Genomic DNA, 17,305 nt, shown 5'->3' with positions numbered 1-17,305 from the left:
GGTTGAAATGTTCTGTTACCGCTGGCGCGAGTATTCACTCGTGCCTATAATTTGGCCAGCATTCGCTGGCGGATTAACCAATTTCTATGCGCCAGCGAATGCTGGCTTTATTAGAGGCACGGGCGAATGCCCGCGCCAGCCAGAACGAAACGCGCCAGCCTTTTATCGTTTAATGACCGCTTCGTCGAAATTCATTATGGTACTCGCTACCACTGTCCAGGCGGCTAGTTCGGCGGGGTTGAGCTTTTTGTCAACCGGGAATTCTCCTACTGATAATAACTCCGCTGCCCGCTTCGGATTCTGCTTAAAATCCGCTAGTTCTTCGGCAAATAATTGTTTCACCAGCGCCATTTCCTCCGGTCGTGCCGGGCGGCTGATGACGGCTTTGAAAATAGCAGTAATACCGACCGTCTCGGTCGGCTGAGACATGGCTAGTTGCCCGACCGATGATTTGTTGGACCGTGTGGTCGGCACTACACGCTGCGCCAGCACCCGTGCGGCTTCCACAAATTGGGGGTCGTTCAGCGTTACGAGTGCCTGTAATGGGGTGCTTGTTTTCTGCCGTTTGACAATGCAGGTATGTCGCTCAGCCGCGTCGAAATTCAGCATCATGGGCGCAGGGGATGACCGTTTCCAGATGGTGTACATCGACCGTCGGTATAGGCTATCGCCATGATCCTGCTCGTATTTCACAGCGTTCCGGGTAGCCAGGGCCTCCCAGATGCCCGATGGTTGATAGGGCAATACGCTTGGTCCGCCAATTTGCCGGGTCAGTAGCCCGCTAGCGGCCAGCGCATTATCGCGAACCTGCTCCGCCGACATCCGGTAACTTGGGCCACGGGTTAGGTAGGTATTATCCGGGTCAGCCTCCCGGACATTTTCGGGCACACTCGACGATTGCCGGTATGTTGCCGACATTACGATCAGTTTGTGCATGGCTTTTGTGTTCCACTGCCCACCCGATTCACCCATGTCGCGAAACTTCATTGCCAGATAGTCAAGCAACTCAGGATGGCTCGGTAAGGCACCCTGGTTGCCAAAATCATCACTATTTTTAGCTAATCCCTGACCGAAATACTGCTGCCACATCCGGTTCACCATCACCCGGCCGAACAATGGATTTTCCGGAGCCAGCAACCATTTTGCCAAGCCAAGCCGGTTGGTAGGCATATCCTCTTCCAAGGGATTCAAGCTATGCAGAACCGCCGGTTTTACTACCTCGCCGGGAGCATCATACGCCCCGCGTTTGAGTAAGTGCGTTTCTCGCGGCACCGACCGCTCCTGCATGATCATGAGCTGATCGGAGTTGTTGTAGAGCGTAATTTGCTCACCCCGCAATTTCATTGCGTTAGCATACGCCAGCCGATACACGGGGTCATGCGTTCTTACGTAATAGGTATACAAGCCTGTCCGTTGCGCCGGTGTTCGATTAGCAGCGGGTGTTTGCAACGCGGCCATGATTGCATCCGGCTGACCAGCCAGCTTAGGCATTTCCAGCGATGTCAGGCAACGATTATAGATTCGCAGTTCATCGACGGCGAAGTCCTTATAAAAGTTATCGTGCATCCGGCCCACATAGAAAGGGTGCTGGGTCCAGCGCGTTTTGTTCTTTCCATACACCATGCTGTGTATGAGGTTGTCGGCAATGACTTTCGTACGGAGTGGACGACCGTTAAGGTACAGCGTGATACCATTGGCTCTGCCCGTTCCATCATACGCAAAAGCCACCTGAAACCACTGATGCACGGGGACTTTTTCAATTGTCTCAATATCAATGGCATTAGCGGGCCACACATGACTGAACGCCAGCTTTAGGCGACCATCACCCAATAAATCAAGCTGATAACCCCGTTGTCCGTCCATTGGCCCGGTGGTTCGTCCCATTAGGGTCAAGGCCATATTTGGCTTGGCCAGATTGAACCAGCTACTCACAGTAAATGGCTCGTTTTGCTCGAAGACCGCGAAGTTGCCGGGCAATTCAATGAAACTGTCGCCTGCCAGATACCGGGCTTTCCCGAAACGACCCGGCACCGAATACGCTACTTTATCGGGGTCACCCCCCAACCGGGCAGGAATTGTATCGTTTACGGTATTGGCGAAGGCATTCCGTGGGTCCTGCCAAAGTTCTTCCTTTGTTTTACGTTTGGGTGGCTCCTTTTTCTCGGGCTTTTTGTCTTCAGGCTTACCGACCTTGGCTATGCCTTCTTTTTTACGTTTCGCTTCTTCTTCCCGTTTCTTCTTTTCGTCTTCGAGTTTTCGTTTCTCGTTCTGCGCTTTCACATAGGCCCCAATATCCGTCCGGTCGGCTTCATCGAACGTATAATGCGCCAACAATCCGGAATCAATGGACGAAACCGCACGCGTTTTCGCCAGCCATTGACCGAACCGCTGCTGATAATCGGGTCGGTTGAGGTTAAGCTGTTGCTGAATCGGCGTCAGTTTTTCGCGGATAAAACGCAGTTTGGCTTCTGTTTCGGGCTTGGTGAGGGTAATAGTTGGGGCTGCTTCGCCGTTGTAGGGAATCTGGCCCCGGTCGTTGTTGCTGTCGAAAAACGCGTATAGTGAGTAATAATCTTTTTGGCTGATAGGGTCGTATTTGTGGTCATGGCACCGGGCACACTCGACCGTCAGGCCCAGCATGGCTTTGCCGAAGGTATTGGTTCGGTCGGCAACGTATTCGGTTCGGTATTCTTCGTCCACAATACCCCCTTCCTGGCTTTGCTGGTGATTGCGATTGAAGGCCGTGGCAATGAGTTTTTCGCGTTTATCTTTCGAACCATTAAGATTGGGCAACAAATCACCAGCCAACTGCCAGGTGATAAAGCGGTCGAAGGAGAGATTATGGTTATACGCCCGAATGACCCAGTCTCGATACGGCCACATGGTACGCAGGCCATCATCCTGATAGCCGTGGGTGTCGGCATAACGCGCCACATCGAGCCACTCAACCGCCTGCCGTTCGCCATAATGTGGGCTGTTGAGCAGTCGATTTACCACCTTTTCGTAGGCATTCGGGGATTTGTCAGCCAGGAAAGCGTCTACTTCGGCGGGTGTCGGAGGCAAGCCCGTTAGGTCGAGGCTGACCCGGCGAAGCAAAGTCGTTTTATCGGCTTCGGGTGCGTGGCCTACTTTTTTCACTTCCTGTTTGGCCAGGATGAACCGATCAATATCGTTGACAACCCATTTCTCGTCTTTTACTTTCGGAAGCTCCGGCATGGTCGGTGCAATGAGCGACCAGTGTTCTTTGTATTCAGCCCCCTGTTCGACCCATCGAATCAGCATCGCCTTTTCTTCCGTCGTCAGCGTCAGGTTCGACTTGGGCGTTGGCATCATCTCCTCGGGATCGGTGCTGAGGATGCGACTGACCAGTTCGCTCTTGGCTAGATTGCCCGGCACGATGGCTTTGTGACCGCTTTTTGCCAGGGCTTCGTAAGCACCATCGGGCGTATCTAACCGCAACCCCGCCTGTTGCTTGGCTTTATCGGGGCCATGACACGCAAAGCAGCGGTCAGACAGAATAGGCTTTACATGTAAATTATAATCAACTTTTTCGGGAAGCGTAGCTTCGACGGCTACAATATCGGCGGGTTTTTCAACTGAGCTCCGGCAGGACGTTAGCCAGATAGACGCGCCGAACAGGCTAGCTGTTACACTGAGAAGAACGTACTTAAATCGTATGTCTGACCAGACGAGCATACCAACGAACTGATTGATTATGAAACGAATTTACAAAATTAGCCAGGCAATGTACATAGAAATCGTACTATCTTATCTTGATGCCAGTCTATTTTGCTTATAGAAGGTGATGGCTCTCCCATGTCTGTGTCCTCACAGACATGGGAGAGGGCTATTTTTGCCCTGAGTATCGGTGATGGCAGTTTTAAGAAACTGACACAACAACACTTTCCCTTGCAGAAAAGGCCTCTAATCTTTCTTAGCTTCTCCTTTAGGTTCTGCCACTTTCACAAATTCGGCAACGGCCTGCTCGCTGATACCCCCAATTACCTCCAGCTTTGGCAGGGCGGTTTTCAACTTCGCGATGCCCTCCTCCGTCACTTTTGTTTGCCAGAGGTAAACCGTTTTAAGGTTCTTTAGCTCAGCCAGTTCAGCGAGTCCGGCATCGGTGACGGCAGTACCGTATAAATTCAGGTATTCCAGATAGGCCAGACCTTTCAGTTGTTTCAGGCCCGCGTCGGTCACTTTGGTCTCTTCCAGATGGAGTTTTTGCAGGTTTTTCAATTTAGCCACCTGCGCCAGTGCCGCGTCAGAAATTTCTGTATCGCCCAGCTTCAGCCAGACAATCTGGTTGCTCAACTTCGGTAACTGAGCCGCCTGCGCATCGTTGAACGTCCGGGCATTGACGGCACTCACTTCCAGTTGATTCTGCTCTTTTGACAGGGGCAACACCAGCAAATTCAGCTTCTTTAACTCGTCAATAACTTTCGAATCAGCGGCTGGCACCTTCATGGTCAACACCGGCGAATCGGGCGCAGGCCCGCTAGCAACTGACGTAGCTCCGTTCTCTATTGGGCCACCACCGCCAAGAGACGCCAATACCGGGCGAATGGCGTCATTGACCTTCAAATCAGATACCTTTTTATCGAAGGGAGCGCCCTGATCGATCCACCAGGTAAGCAGAGCAATATCGCTTTCCTTCAGCTGATTTTTACCCTTGGGCGGCATGTGAAGATCATCATCTTCGGGTAAGAGGCATACTTTCACCAGTTCGCTCGATTTACTATTCCCTGCAACAAACACCGGCCCATCTTCATACCCTTTCTTGATCATCTCGGGTGAATCCAGCCGCAGCCCGCCTTTCGATTTGTCGGCGTTATGGCATTGCACACACCGGCTATGCAGAATCGGGTTGACAATCTGCTGATACACCATCGCCTGATTGACATCGGTAATGGGTTCGAACTTTACCTCTTTCATCTTAGGGGGCACACCCGCCAGCGTCCGCATGGTTTCGGGCATGTACTGCGTCAGGTAATCAGAGCCGTGGGTCAAGTTGCCACCCTGATGTCCGGCGGCCAGCAACAGCAGCAATGCGATCCCCAGCGCAGGCAGGTACATTAATTGTGCAAAGGAAAAAATACGACCCAGATTCTCGGATTTCACCGACCAGGCCAGCCAGGCAAATACGGCAACCCCGATACCTTCCCACATGTGGTCGTTCAGGGTTTCTTCTTCGTAGCCGCCACCCAACGACAGCATATAGCCAAACACACAGGCCATCGTAGCACTCACCGCCGACCAAAATAAAATCAGCGTGATGGTGTGCGGACTAACCGAGTTCCGACGGGTCAGGCGGTCAATTTCGAGCAGACCGGCAATCAGCAAAAAGCCAATGGGCAGGTGAACAATGAGTGGGTGAAAATGTCCCCAGAATAATACCCAGTCGGATGGGGAAGATGGATTAGCTTGCAACAAAATCAACTCGCTCATAGGTCAGGCCAGACTATCAGGCAACGCGCTCTAGTTTAATAGGATATGTTTTCTTCGACGCCCACTGTGCCACATAAATGCTATCGTCTTCGTCCACCAGCACATCGTGCGGATGTAGAAACGGCGAATTCGTGCGGTCTTTGCGCTGCTCAGTCAGTTTACCATCCTGATAGGTTGGTACCGAGCCGCCGGGTGTAGAAATAACTTTGTCGTTTTTGTCCAGAATCTGAATATAACCCGAGTCAGGATACGAATCGGATGTGCTCCGAAAAACGGCCCCGTAGATGTTTTCACCCCGAATGACCGGGCGGCAGATGTACGAGCCGGGCAACGCAATAGTCGACTGGTATTTCCCATCGAGCGAAAAACGCTTCAGCGCATTGTGTCGCCGGTCAGTGACCAGGAGCGTTGGGTTAGCCGCCACCCGCCGGTCTACCGTAATGCCGTGGCAGCAGTCGAACGTTTCGTTGGTATCGCCTTTACCACCCCATTGTCGGATAAGTTTGCCGTTTTTATCGTATTGCGTAACGTAATTTAAGCCGTAACCATCGACCACATAAATATCCCCATTAGCCGGATTTATGGCCGTTTCGGTCGGTTTGAACTGCGATGAATAGTTGTAGTTGCCGGTTTCCCTCGGGTAGTCCAACTTCATTAGCTCCTTGCCCTTCAGGTCGGTTTTGATGACCTGATTGCGGTCGGTATCACAAATCAGCAAATACTGATCATTGCCTTCGCCACCCAGTGTCAGGCCATGCCCGCCGGGGTAGCTGTGTCCCCAGGTTTCGAGCAGTTTACCCGATTTATCGTAAATCAGGATGTTGTTCTTCGTTTCGTTGGTCAACAGGATAATACGCCCTTTGGCATCCTGCACCATTTCGTGGCAATCGTTGACAGGATTTTTGCCCGCATCCAATACACCCCAACCCGGAACCACCCGGTACTTAAAGCCATTATGACCGATCGTAACTGTTTCAGCCGCCTTTTTATAAGACGTAGCCGATAGCAATGTTGGAACAGCAACACCGGTTGCGCTTGCCAGCGAGGCCTGTTTCAGAAATAATCGACGTGAAAGGGGGGATGCCATGACAGTAGTGCTAAAGTTTAGGAAGAAAGTCATAAATACCTAAACTTTACTGCAAGTAACACAGACAAGACTTCGTCAACTTACAAAAAAGAAAGTTACCCGGTAGCTTTTAAAAAACCGCTATCTGGTAACTTTCTTTTTCAGACTGTTTATGATTCTACTTACGACTATCGCGGCCCCCATCAGCACCCCGGCGACCATGTTTCATACGGTCTTTCATGGCATCGAGCTTAGCAAACTGATCGGGCGTCAAAATGCTTTTCAACTTAGCTTTATAGTCATCGGCATTTGCTTTCAGTGCTTGTTGTTTGGCTTTGTTATTGTCCGAACCAGCCTGAATATCGTTCACTTTCTGAGCACGGGCCAGCGTCGCATCATATACTTTCTGCGAAGTAGCCACATCGAGACTCAGTGCCTGCGTCATGCGATCCGTCATTTTTCTGGCGCGGGTCGCCGGATCACCCATCTGACGTTGCATGGACCGGTTCTTACCGGTGCGACTGTTTGCCTGAGTTGGCGAATCAGGCGTTGCTGTTTGTTGGGCTAATAAAGGGAATGAAAAAAGAGTAAGCAGCAGGCCACTTAAAGCGATTTTCTTAATCATGGTTCGTCATTAGTTTAATTGTGAACCTAAGACTAAAAACGCCAACCGTGGTTTAAGCTGTAGGGGTGATTTAACGGCTTCTTAACAAATTTTAGATTTTGCGCTGATTTAGAATGTCATGATCAAGCCCGCAATCTTTTCCAGCTCTTTGGCGTCCACCTCGCTGAAGTCGTTCAGTTGATCGCTATCAACATCCAGCACCATCGTCACGTTGCCATCCCGATCAAACACCGGCACCACCACTTCCGATTTTGAGGCCGAACTACAGGCAATATGGCCCGGAAACTGGTCCACATCGGGCACCAGAATGGTTTCCTGTCTGGTGTAGGCCGCTCCGCAAACACCTTTATCGAAGGCAATACGAGTACAGGCAATTGGCCCTTGAAAGGGGCCAAGAACCAATTGGTTATCTTTCTTGAGATAAAATCCAACCCAAAAAAAGCCGAACGCTTCTTTGAGTGCAGCCGCTATATTAGCCAGATTAGCAATCAGATCGGGCTCACCGTCTACAAGGGCAGCTATCTGCGGAATAAGGCTATCATAAACGGCCTGCCGATCAGAAGTCTGGGGAAGAATAAGTGTTTCAGCCATGGCTTAATTTCTGGTAAAGAACTGAATCAATACAATACTCACTGTCGTAAACAACGTGCTGGCTCCTACACGAATAAGGGTTGGGATAATCAACGACAGACTATTCGCTTCAATAAAAAAAAGCGCTGTATGATGCACGAGCGTCAATATCAATATGTATCGAAAAAAGGCACTAACGCCCAGTGAACGAAGCGAGAAGGCAATTCGGGTCTCCAACCCCGGTACGTCAATTTGAGAACGCACCACAAGGGGTCGGCAGTAGGCCATCAATACCGAAGCTGCTGCATGCATACCCAACGTATTGTAGAACGTATCAACAATGATACCCGTCACAAAAGCAGCAACCAACAACCACGTTAGGCTGATTTCGTTCGGCAGAAGTAGGATACAGGCAATATAAATAAAGCAGAATCCATAGTCAAAGATGACCAAATTCCGCGCCAGCAGTAGTTGAAGTACCAGGTACAGCACAAACAGCAAGGACGTGGACAATATTTCGCGCAGGGTCATTTTATAAGTCAGTGAGTCGGCAAGTGAGTAAGTTGTAAGTGGCTGACGCAAAAACAGTATGTCTGCGTCAGCCACTTACAACTTACTCACTTGCCGACTATTTTTCGTTTTCAATTTGTTTTTCTAGCTGCTCCTGCTCGGCTTGCAGGCGATTTTCTACGACGTATACGTAGGATAAGGTGCTGAAATTCGTCGCCAGATTAAGCGTAATATCATGAAACGTCATATCTGGCTGGACACCAACCGAACGAACGAGACCTACTAAAATTCCGGGGGGGAAGGTAGAATTATATTGCGAGGTCACCACAGTATCTCCTTTGTTAACAGGCTTATACCGGGAGATTGCATTCAGCTTGATCAGGTGTGGGTCTCCGCCATCCCACTTACCCGTACCAATATCATTGGCCTTGATGAGTTTTGATGAAACCAGAAACTCGGAATGTAGAATCGACGTAACCACCGAGAAGTGTTGATTACAGACTTTCACTTTACCCACTACACCCGTTGGTGAAATAACACCCATACCCGGCCGAATACCATCGTCCGTACCTTTGTCGATGGTAATGTAGTTATTGGCAAACTGTGTTGTGTTATCGACCACCTTAGCTACGGTGAACTTAAATCGATCGGCAAATGCCGAGTCGGCCTTATACTCTGCCGGTGCCTCCGGCTTGCTTTGCAGCAACTTCGTTAGCTGTGCATTGAGCCGTTGGTTTTCAAGTGCCAGATCGGCGTTAACCTGACGAAGGCTGGTGTATTCATTGGCCGCGTTTGACCAGGCCAGTACTTGAGCCGCATACCGGTTCGACGTATTAAAATACGTGACACTCCAATAATTGCTGGTGTTGATAATGAAGTAGAAACAAAGTACTTCCAGCAATACGAATAAAATGAAGTTTCGGCTACGGACGAAAAAATCGACTAACTCTCCCATACAAAGTAATGCCGGGTCGCACGGGCGCCCCCGCTCTGGCCCGGCTGTATTACTAACTCTATAAAGCCGGGCCAGAGCGGGGGCGCCCGTGCGACCCGGCACTACATTAGCTAATCAGAACGGATCGGTACATATCCAGGTTTTTGATAACCTCGCCGGTACCTTTTACAACGGCTTTGAGCGGATCATCGGCCACGTGGATCGGCAACTTGGTTTTAGCACCCAGTCGTTTGTCGAGGCCATGCAATAGCGCACCACCACCTGTGAGGTGAATACCGTTGGTATAAATATCAGCCGATAGCTCCGGTGGCGAAATTTCCAGGGCCTTCATGGTAGCCTCTTCAATTTTCGAAATGGATTTATCGAGTGCGTACGCAATTTCGCTGTACGTAACTTTGATCTCTTTGGGAATACCGGTCATCAAATCGCGACCTCGGATTTCGTAGTCAGCAGGTGGATTGTCGAGTTCAGGCAAGGCAGAACCCACTTCCATTTTAATCTGCTCCGCCGACCGTTCGCCAATTAGCAGGTTATGCTCACGACGCATGTAATCGACAATATCGCGGGTGAATACGTCACCGGCAATGCGGATTGACTGCTCACAAACAATACCCGACAGTGCAATGACGGCAATCTCGGTGGTACCGCCCCCGATGTCGACAATCATCGTTCCGTTGGGTTGGGTAATATCAATGCCAATACCAATAGCGGCAGCAATGGGCTCATGCACCATGTATACTTCTTTGGCACCGGCGTGTTCGGCGGAGTCTTTAACGGCCCGCTTTTCTACCTCCGTAATACCCGATGGAATACAAATTACCATCCGGTGAGAAGGCGAAAACAGCTTGCTGCCGGTATCAATCATTTTAATCATCCCCCGAATCATCAACTCGGCAGCCGTAAAATCGGCAATAACACCGTCTTTCAGAGGGCGAATGGTTTTAATATTTTCGTTGGTCTTTTCGTGCATTTGCATGGCTTTATGACCAATGGCCAGCACTTTCCCGCTGACTTTGTCCATTGCAATAATGGAAGGCTCATCCACTACAATCCGATCCTTATGAATAATTAAGGTATTCGCCGTGCCCAGGTCAATAGCAATGTCGCTGGTTAAAAAATTGAAAAGTCCCATCAATATAAGTTGACGCAGAACGTCTTATAGCAAGTACTGTTTTTTGAAATGTGTGCAAAAATATAGATTATTAATCACAATGATGAATGATGAATTACGAATCATATTGTAAATGATGGCAAAAGTGCCTTGTCTATCATTTTCCGGCCTGCGGATGACCTGCTATCATTCATCATTGTGATTATACTTTACCTTTGTGGAATTATGGGAATTCGTTCAATCCTGAGTAAGCCATTAGCCAAGTTTGTCGTAGAGCGGCAACACGCCTGGATGTATCAACCCGCTGAAGCCCAGCAACGCTGTTTTCAGAAATTGATGGCGGGTGGCCGTGGAACTGTTTTTGGCAAAGATCATCGCTTACAGGACGTGAACACGGTTCAGGAGTTTCGGCAGGCGGTTCCGGTCCGGGATTACGAAGACCTGAAACCATACATCGAACAGATTCTAGCCGGTGGATCTGATGTACTTTGGAAAGGAAAACCGCTGTATTTCGCCAAAACATCCGGTACAACATCGGGCACCAAGTACATTCCAATTACTCACGACTCCATTCCCAATCATATCAATTCGGCCCGCGATGCGCTGTTGAATTACATCAATGAAACGGGAAACAGCGCGTTTCTGGATAAAAAATTAATTTTTTTATCCGGTAGTCCCGAACTGACCCAAAAAGCAGGAATAAACATCGGGCGGCTTTCCGGTATTGCTAACCACCATGTACCGGCTTACCTCCGCACCAATCAACTGCCCAGTTACGAAACCAACGTCATCGAGGATTGGGAAACCAAACTCGAACGCATCATCGACGAAACCATCACGCAACCCATGTCCCTGATTTCGGGGATTCCGCCCTGGGTGCAGATGTATTTCGACCGGATTCAGCAACGGACCGGAAAATTGATCAAGGACGTTTTCCCGGATTTTTCGGTGTTCGTTTACGGTGGTGTCAATTTCGAGCCGTACCGCGCCAAACTGTTCGAGAGCATTGGCAAACGGATCGACTCCATCGAGACCTACCCGGCTTCCGAAGGGTTCATTGCCTTTCAGGATAGCCAGACGGAAGAAGGCCTGTTGCTCCTGGCCGATAGCGGAATCTTCTTCGAATTTATTGCCGCCGACGAGTACTTTACTGAAAACCCGCGCCGGTTGACCATCGAGGAAGTAGAGTTAGGAAAAAACTACGCGGTGATCATCAATAACAATGCGGGTTTGTGGGGGTATTCACTCGGCGATACGGTCAAGTTTGTGTCGCGGGAGCCGTACCGGCTGCTGGTAACGGGCCGGATTAAGCACTTCATATCGGCTTTTGGCGAACACGTCATTGGTGAGGAAGTGGAAAAGGCGTTGCAATTTTCCATGCAGAAGCACCCCGAAACGGAAGTAGTGGAGTTCACGGTAGCTCCCATGGTGAGCCCAAAAGAGGGCTTGCCTTACCACGAATGGCTGGTCGAGTTTGCCACCCCACCTCACGACCCGGTCGCCTTCGCCCGCGACGTAGACAGCCAACTAACCAAATTGAACGTATATTATGACGACCTGATTACTGGTTCTATCCTGCAACCGCTCAAACTAACCCCTTTACCACGCGGGGCGTTTCAGCAGTACATGAAATCGCAGGGGAAGCTCGGTGGTCAGAACAAAGTACCGCGTCTGGCCAACGACCGGAAACTTGCCGACGGATTAATAGCTATTGGACAAATGGTGTAACCCATGAAAATAACCGGAATCGAAATTGGCGATTACCGCCAGTTCAAAAATATAAAGTTTGATTTTACGTATCCCGAAGGCCACCCGAAAGAAGGACAGCCGTTGGAGAAAGTGTGTTTTATCGGGCAGAGTGGAACGGGAAAAACGACGTTGTTGAATGTGATTTGGAAGCTAATTGAATCACTACAGGATTGGGAGAAGTTTCTTATTAACCAAGGGTATTATAAACTTGGCAAAGAATTAAATAGTCCATCTTCAAAACTTTATGGACGCATTTCCTACACAACAGATTTTAGTAGGCAATCTATTAATCTTGCGGCAACCGTTTTAACAGAGTTAAATAGTAACAAAGAATTCTTCGAAATTTTACTTACTAATGACGAAGATATCGAGCAAATTGCGAATACTAATAATAATACCAAAAAATTAGGCATACTTCTTAAGGAATCAATTTCCCGTGAAGCTGATGCATTTCTATTTGACCAAAAGGACCAGCCACAAACGTTTTCAGACTTTGTAAAGACCGATACACAAATTGAAAAAGAAAAAGCAATTCACGATGACCGTATTAATACGGCTGGCTCTAAAAAAGTAGTTTCATTAGGCGATATGCGATCGCTATCTATTTGGCAATATTTACTTAAGGAGATTAATCAGTATGATGATGAAACGGTACAACATATTACAAAAATCGTTCAGAATACGCCTAAAAGCCAAGTAGCGGAAGAGATTCAAAAGTGGATAGATTCTAACCCCCGCATCGATTTAGCAGAAAAATGCCTAAACCCAATCTTAAACAAGTTTTTTCTGGAAGTAGATACGGATGGGGGTAATGTTCCCATTGCCCTTCGTACAAGGCAGGGCGTTAAAATCAATAGTTCCTACCTCAGTACCGGTACTCGACAGCTATTATCCACGGCTATCCCTCTTTATAAATTCAACACTAAAGACACGGTAATTCTCTTCGATGAACCAGAAAGGTCTTTATTTCCAGACATTCAGCGGGGTTTAATCGATTATTACACTTCCCTCGCACCCGAAGCCCAATTTTTCTTTGCTACGCATTCGCCCATCATCGCATCAGCCTTTGAGCCTTGTGAACGGTTTATACTTTCGTTTAATGAACAAGGTGAGGTAGAAGTGCATTCTGGCATTGCGCCCGAAGGTGACGACCCAAACGATATTTTACGTCAGGATTTCGCTATGGCTGAGTTAATGCTGCAAAAAGGGCTGGAAGAATATGAACGGTATCGGCAGCTTGCGATGCAGATCCGGGCTGAAACGGATGAAAAAAAGAAAAATCAACTTATTGCCGAGCGGCTTGAGTTGGGCAATCGTTATAACTTCTGAGCCGGATGCGTAGAATAAATAAATTAGACGACTCAGAGGTTCTTAGGAACAAGCTTGCTTATAAGATTGGTGGAAATAATTCTGTTTTGACAAAAATACTGGCAGACGAACAGCATAAAATTTGTGCTTATACCGAAACTTATTTCGGACGCTCCGATAAAAAAGATATTGAACATTTTAATCCAACCTTAAAAGGTAAATCGGACGATAATTACGAGAACTGGTTTTTAGTTAAAGCACAATGGAATAGCGAGAAATCAGACAAGTGGTCTAAATATCAACCTATCCTTTATCCAACAGACCCGACTTTCGAACAACGGATTCTATATATTGAAGGCGAATATTATCCTAAATCTCAGGATGACATTGAGGCTGTGAATTTGATAAGATTGCTAAAACTAGACGATATAGCTTTAGCTGATGTGCGTAAACGCTACATTAAACGAATAAGGAGCACAATTGAATGGTCAGGCAAAGCGAATCAAGAATTCATAAACGACCTGCTAATAACAGATCCAGACGGACTTTACTTCATCCGCGCCATTGAAGAAGAATTAGGAGTGAAAGTCAATTTCGACTTAGTAAAAACTAAATGACTGACATAAAAAAACGACACATCGCCATCCTCGGCTCGACCGGTTCCATTGGAACGCAGGCCGTCGACGTGATAAAGTCCCACTCCGACCGGTTTCAGGTCGAGGTGCTGACAACCAACAACAATGCCGAACTGCTCATTCAGCAGGCGGTTGAGCTAAAACCCAATGTGGTGGTCATTTGCAATGAGGACCGCTACGAGCAGGTCTTCACGGCACTCGATCCGCTGGGCATCAAGGTCTACGCGGGTGCCAAGGCAATCGCGTCTGTCGTGCAGATGGATAGCATCGACATGGTTCTGACGGCTATGGTTGGCTATGCGGGTTTGCTGCCCACGATTAAGGCCATCGAAGCGGGCAAGTCCATTGCGCTGGCCAATAAGGAAACGCTCGTTGTGGCGGGCGAACTCATTACCCAGCTGGCAGCTCAAAAGGGCGTCAATATCTACCCCGTAGATTCAGAACACTCGGCTATTTTCCAGTGCCTGGTCGGTGAGTTTCATAACCCTATCGAAAAGATTATCCTGACCGCTTCCGGCGGACCTTTTCGGGGGAAATCGCCGGAGTTTTTGGCGACGGTTACGAAAGCACAGGCTCTGAAACATCCAAACTGGACGATGGGTGCTAAAATAACCATCGACTCGGCCACGTTGATGAACAAAGGGCTGGAGGTTATCGAAGCCAAATGGTTATTCGGGCTAACGGCCGACCAGATCGACGTAATCGTTCACCCGCAAAGCATCATCCATTCGATGGTGCAGTTTGAGGACGGCAGCATCAAAGCGCAGATGGGCCTGCCCGACATGCGTCTGCCCATTCAGTTCGCGCTGGGCTATCCGGATCGGCTAAAGTCCGATTTCCCGCGGTTCAATTTCATGGATTACCCATCCCTGACCTTTGAACAACCCGACCTGAAAACATTCCGAAACCTTCAACTCGCTTTCGATGCGCTGAAACTAGGCGGCAATGCGCCCTGTATCATTAACGCAGCCAACGAAATAGCTGTCGATGCGTTCCTGAACGACCATATCAGTTTTCTGGAGATTTCAGAAATTATCGAGTTATGTCTGAATAAAATAGCCTTCGTCAAAACCCCGACGTACGAAGACTACGTTCAAACCGATGAGGAAACCCGACGACTGGCGCTGGAGCGAATTAAAAGTTTAGTTTAGCTGTTTGTACGGTATCTGTCAACCTCAACGTTTTCGATTCACGTGACGTACTGGATTTGGTTTATTTTAGGTATCGTACTCGGTATTATCTTATTTCGTGCCCTCAAAGGGCGGTCGAAGTAAACGCAGTAGCATACACCCACAATTGATTTTAACATAACGGGCCGACGGAGCGGTTCTGAATACATGGAAATTTTAGTGATGGCAGGTCAGCTCATTTTGGGCTTATCTATTTTAGTTGGTTTACACGAGTTAGGGCACCTGCTGGCGGCAAAAGCGTTTGGTATGCGGGTGGAGCAGTATTTCATCGGATTTCCTCCTAAAGTTTGGAGTATCAAACGTGGCGAAACGGAATACGGCGTTGGCGCTATTCCGCTCGGTGGCTTCGTGAAAATTACGGGTATGATCGACGAGTCGCTTGACACTACCCACTTAAATGCCGAACCCCAGCCATACGAGTTCCGCGCGAAACCAGCCTGGCAACGACTGATCGTTATGCTCGGCGGGATTATCGTCAACGTGATTGTGGGCATCCTGATTTTTGTGATTCTGGCTTATAAAAATGGCAACACTTATCTGGCCGCTAAAGATGCCAAGTACGGTATCGTTGCCTACGACCTGGCTAAAGGTATCGGGTTACAAACCGGCGATAAAATCATCAAAGTAAACGGAAAGCCGATTACGGACTTCAACGAGATTCGCGGTTCCGACGTATTCCTTGGCGATAATAGCTCTTACACCATCGACCGGAACGGCAAAATAGAAGACATTTTCATTCCTAATGATTTTGTCGATAAACTGGCCGATAAGAAAGCAGCCGGTCAGTTCATTGAGCCCATCGAGCCGTTTAAAGTTGGTGAGTTGGTACCGGGCCAACCGGCTGGTAAAGCGGGTCTGAAAGCCGGCGACGTTATTACAAGTATCAACGGCAAGCCAATCCAGTTTTACCATGAGTTTACGGAAGCGGTGAAGCCCCTCAAGAATAAAGCGCTTACGCTGGGTATCAACCGCAACGGCCAAGCTACAACCCTCACGATGATCACCACGCCCGAGGGCACCATTGGTTTTTATCCCGAATTTCTGCTCCCGCTCACCAAACAGGATTACACCTTTGGCGAAGCGCTGAGCGTGGGTACCTCGAAAGCGTTTCAGGTCGTTTACGATAACATTAAAGGATTTGGTAAGATCTTCCGGGGCGAAGTATCAGCATCAAAAGCCCTGAGCGGCCCGATTGGCATTGCGCAGAATCTCTTTGGCGGCATTTGGGTCTGGGATCGCTTCTGGACCGTTACAGGCTTGCTTTCTATGGCCCTTGCCTTCTTCAACATACTGCCAATACCCGCTCTTGATGGTGGTCATGCTACTATTCTCGGTTATGAGATTATTTCGGGCCGTAAGCCTTCGGATCGTTTTCTGGAAGGAGCTCAAAAGGTTGGTATGGTCATTTTACTTGGGCTGATGGCGTTTGCTATTTTCAACGATGTCTTAAAAGCCGTTTTTTAAGCATTTGCCAACTGCTTAGTTGGAAGAGGATTCGCAGCGGAAACGAGGATACTCTTCCAGCTCTGCGAATCCTTTTTCTTGCTCTGTTTCTATGATTAATTTTTTGATTCGGTCAGGCTTTTTAGTCTTACTCGTTGGGCTTTTATCCGGCAGTACATTTGTCCATGAATTTCATGCCAGCGTTACGCAAATGCAGTATGACCCCAAAGAGCACGTATTTGAAATCAGCGTTCGACTATTTACCGATGATTTTGAAAAGGCGCTTGCAGAAGCAACCAGGGCAAAAGTTAACCTGAGTGGAAAAACAAAACATGATTTAATTATCGAAAAATACATTGAATCTCACTTTGTGTATACAAGCCCGCAGAAGCAAGTAAAGCCAATTAAATACGTGGGGTACGAAGTTGAAGCAGATGCCCACTGGATTTATCTTGAAATGCCTTACAGTGAGCCATTTCGGGGCGGCTTATTAAAACAGAACGCCTTGATGGAAGTGTTTGACGACCAAGTTAATATGGTGAATGTTCAGTACCAGAGCCAGAAAAAAACATTTGTCTTTCGAAAAAATCAGGCCACTCAGGACATTTCGTTCGATAGATAAATTTTTCGGTCACAAAGCGTCCTATTTAGTTAATTTTGTAGTTGTTACAATTAGTCCGCCACTTCGTCATACA

General features: G+C 48.4%; 14 protein-coding genes. 6 read left to right on the top strand and 8 right to left on the bottom strand.

Going from position 1 to position 17,305, the window contains the following annotated elements; all coding sequences use genetic code 11:
* Nucleotides 1-162: 162 nt before the first annotated feature.
* The 8 genes from CRO74_RS11465 to CRO74_RS11430 all read right to left on the bottom strand — a co-directional run bounded on the left by CRO74_RS11465 (nucleotide 163) and on the right by CRO74_RS11430 (nucleotide 10,306).
* Nucleotides 163-3,696, bottom strand: a complete 3,534-nt coding sequence (locus tag CRO74_RS11465; RefSeq protein ID WP_097126209.1) for a DUF1553 domain-containing protein — start codon at nucleotides 3,694-3,696, stop codon at nucleotides 163-165.
* A gap of 228 nt (nucleotides 3,697-3,924) precedes the next feature.
* A complete protein-coding gene (locus tag CRO74_RS11460) occupies nucleotides 3,925-5,448 on the bottom strand; it encodes a c-type cytochrome domain-containing protein (RefSeq protein WP_097126208.1) in 1,524 nt (507 codons plus the stop codon).
* Between the two features lie 16 nt (nucleotides 5,449-5,464).
* On the bottom strand, nucleotides 5,465-6,535 hold the full coding sequence (locus tag CRO74_RS11455; RefSeq protein WP_097126207.1) for an NHL repeat-containing protein: 1,071 nt from the start codon (nucleotides 6,533-6,535) through the stop codon (nucleotides 5,465-5,467).
* Nucleotides 6,536-6,692: 157 nt separating this feature from the next.
* The gene (locus CRO74_RS11450) at nucleotides 6,693-7,139 is read right to left on the bottom strand and encodes a DUF4890 domain-containing protein (RefSeq protein WP_097126206.1); all 447 of its coding nucleotides are present in this window, start codon (nucleotides 7,137-7,139) and stop codon (nucleotides 6,693-6,695) included.
* Nucleotides 7,140-7,247: 108 nt separating this feature from the next.
* Nucleotides 7,248-7,730, bottom strand: a complete 483-nt coding sequence (locus CRO74_RS11445; protein WP_097126205.1) for a free L-methionine (R)-S-oxide reductase MsrC — start codon at nucleotides 7,728-7,730, stop codon at nucleotides 7,248-7,250.
* A gap of 3 nt (nucleotides 7,731-7,733) precedes the next feature.
* Nucleotides 7,734-8,240 carry a hypothetical protein gene (locus tag CRO74_RS11440; protein ID WP_097126204.1) on the bottom strand — a complete coding sequence of 169 codons (507 nt, stop codon included), beginning with the start codon at nucleotides 8,238-8,240 and terminating at the stop codon, nucleotides 7,734-7,736.
* Between the two features lie 97 nt (nucleotides 8,241-8,337).
* Nucleotides 8,338-9,174: a rod shape-determining protein MreC gene (mreC, locus tag CRO74_RS11435; protein WP_097126203.1), complete on the bottom strand. Its 837-nt coding sequence runs from the start codon at nucleotides 9,172-9,174 to the stop codon at nucleotides 8,338-8,340.
* A gap of 106 nt (nucleotides 9,175-9,280) precedes the next feature.
* Nucleotides 9,281-10,306: a rod shape-determining protein gene (locus tag CRO74_RS11430; RefSeq protein ID WP_020604821.1), complete on the bottom strand. Its 1,026-nt coding sequence runs from the start codon at nucleotides 10,304-10,306 to the stop codon at nucleotides 9,281-9,283.
* Nucleotides 10,307-10,510: 204 nt separating this feature from the next.
* On the opposite strand from CRO74_RS11430, the gene CRO74_RS11425 reads away from it, so the two are divergent.
* The 6 genes from CRO74_RS11425 to CRO74_RS11400 all read left to right on the top strand — a co-directional run bounded on the left by CRO74_RS11425 (nucleotide 10,511) and on the right by CRO74_RS11400 (nucleotide 17,232).
* On the top strand, nucleotides 10,511-12,013 hold the full coding sequence (locus CRO74_RS11425; protein ID WP_097126202.1) for a GH3 auxin-responsive promoter family protein: 1,503 nt from the start codon (nucleotides 10,511-10,513) through the stop codon (nucleotides 12,011-12,013).
* A 3-nt stretch (nucleotides 12,014-12,016) separates the two neighbouring features.
* The gene (locus CRO74_RS11420) at nucleotides 12,017-13,363 is read left to right on the top strand and encodes an AAA family ATPase (RefSeq protein ID WP_097126201.1); all 1,347 of its coding nucleotides are present in this window, start codon (nucleotides 12,017-12,019) and stop codon (nucleotides 13,361-13,363) included.
* Nucleotides 13,364-13,368: 5 nt separating this feature from the next.
* Entirely contained in the window at nucleotides 13,369-13,959 is a 591-nt protein-coding gene (locus tag CRO74_RS11415) for a hypothetical protein (RefSeq protein ID WP_097126200.1), read from the top strand.
* Nucleotides 13,956-15,128 carry a 1-deoxy-D-xylulose-5-phosphate reductoisomerase gene (locus tag CRO74_RS11410; protein WP_097126199.1) on the top strand — a complete coding sequence of 391 codons (1,173 nt, stop codon included), beginning with the start codon at nucleotides 13,956-13,958 and terminating at the stop codon, nucleotides 15,126-15,128. Before CRO74_RS11415 ends, CRO74_RS11410 begins: the two co-directional genes overlap by 4 nt.
* A 186-nt stretch (nucleotides 15,129-15,314) precedes the next feature.
* Nucleotides 15,315-16,631, top strand: a complete 1,317-nt coding sequence (gene rseP, locus CRO74_RS11405) for an RIP metalloprotease RseP (RefSeq protein WP_097126198.1) — start codon at nucleotides 15,315-15,317, stop codon at nucleotides 16,629-16,631.
* 91 nt (nucleotides 16,632-16,722) lie between these two features.
* Nucleotides 16,723-17,232 carry a DUF6702 family protein gene (locus CRO74_RS11400; RefSeq protein WP_097126197.1) on the top strand — a complete coding sequence of 170 codons (510 nt, stop codon included), beginning with the start codon at nucleotides 16,723-16,725 and terminating at the stop codon, nucleotides 17,230-17,232.
* The last annotated feature ends 73 nt before the right edge of the window (nucleotides 17,233-17,305 follow it).

It is taken from the genome of Spirosoma fluviale, assembly GCF_900230225.1.
Lineage (GTDB): Bacteria > Bacteroidota > Bacteroidia > Cytophagales > Spirosomataceae > Spirosoma > Spirosoma fluviale.
Note: the sequence above shows the minus strand (reverse complement) of the source record. Positions and strands in the feature narration are given on the sequence as shown.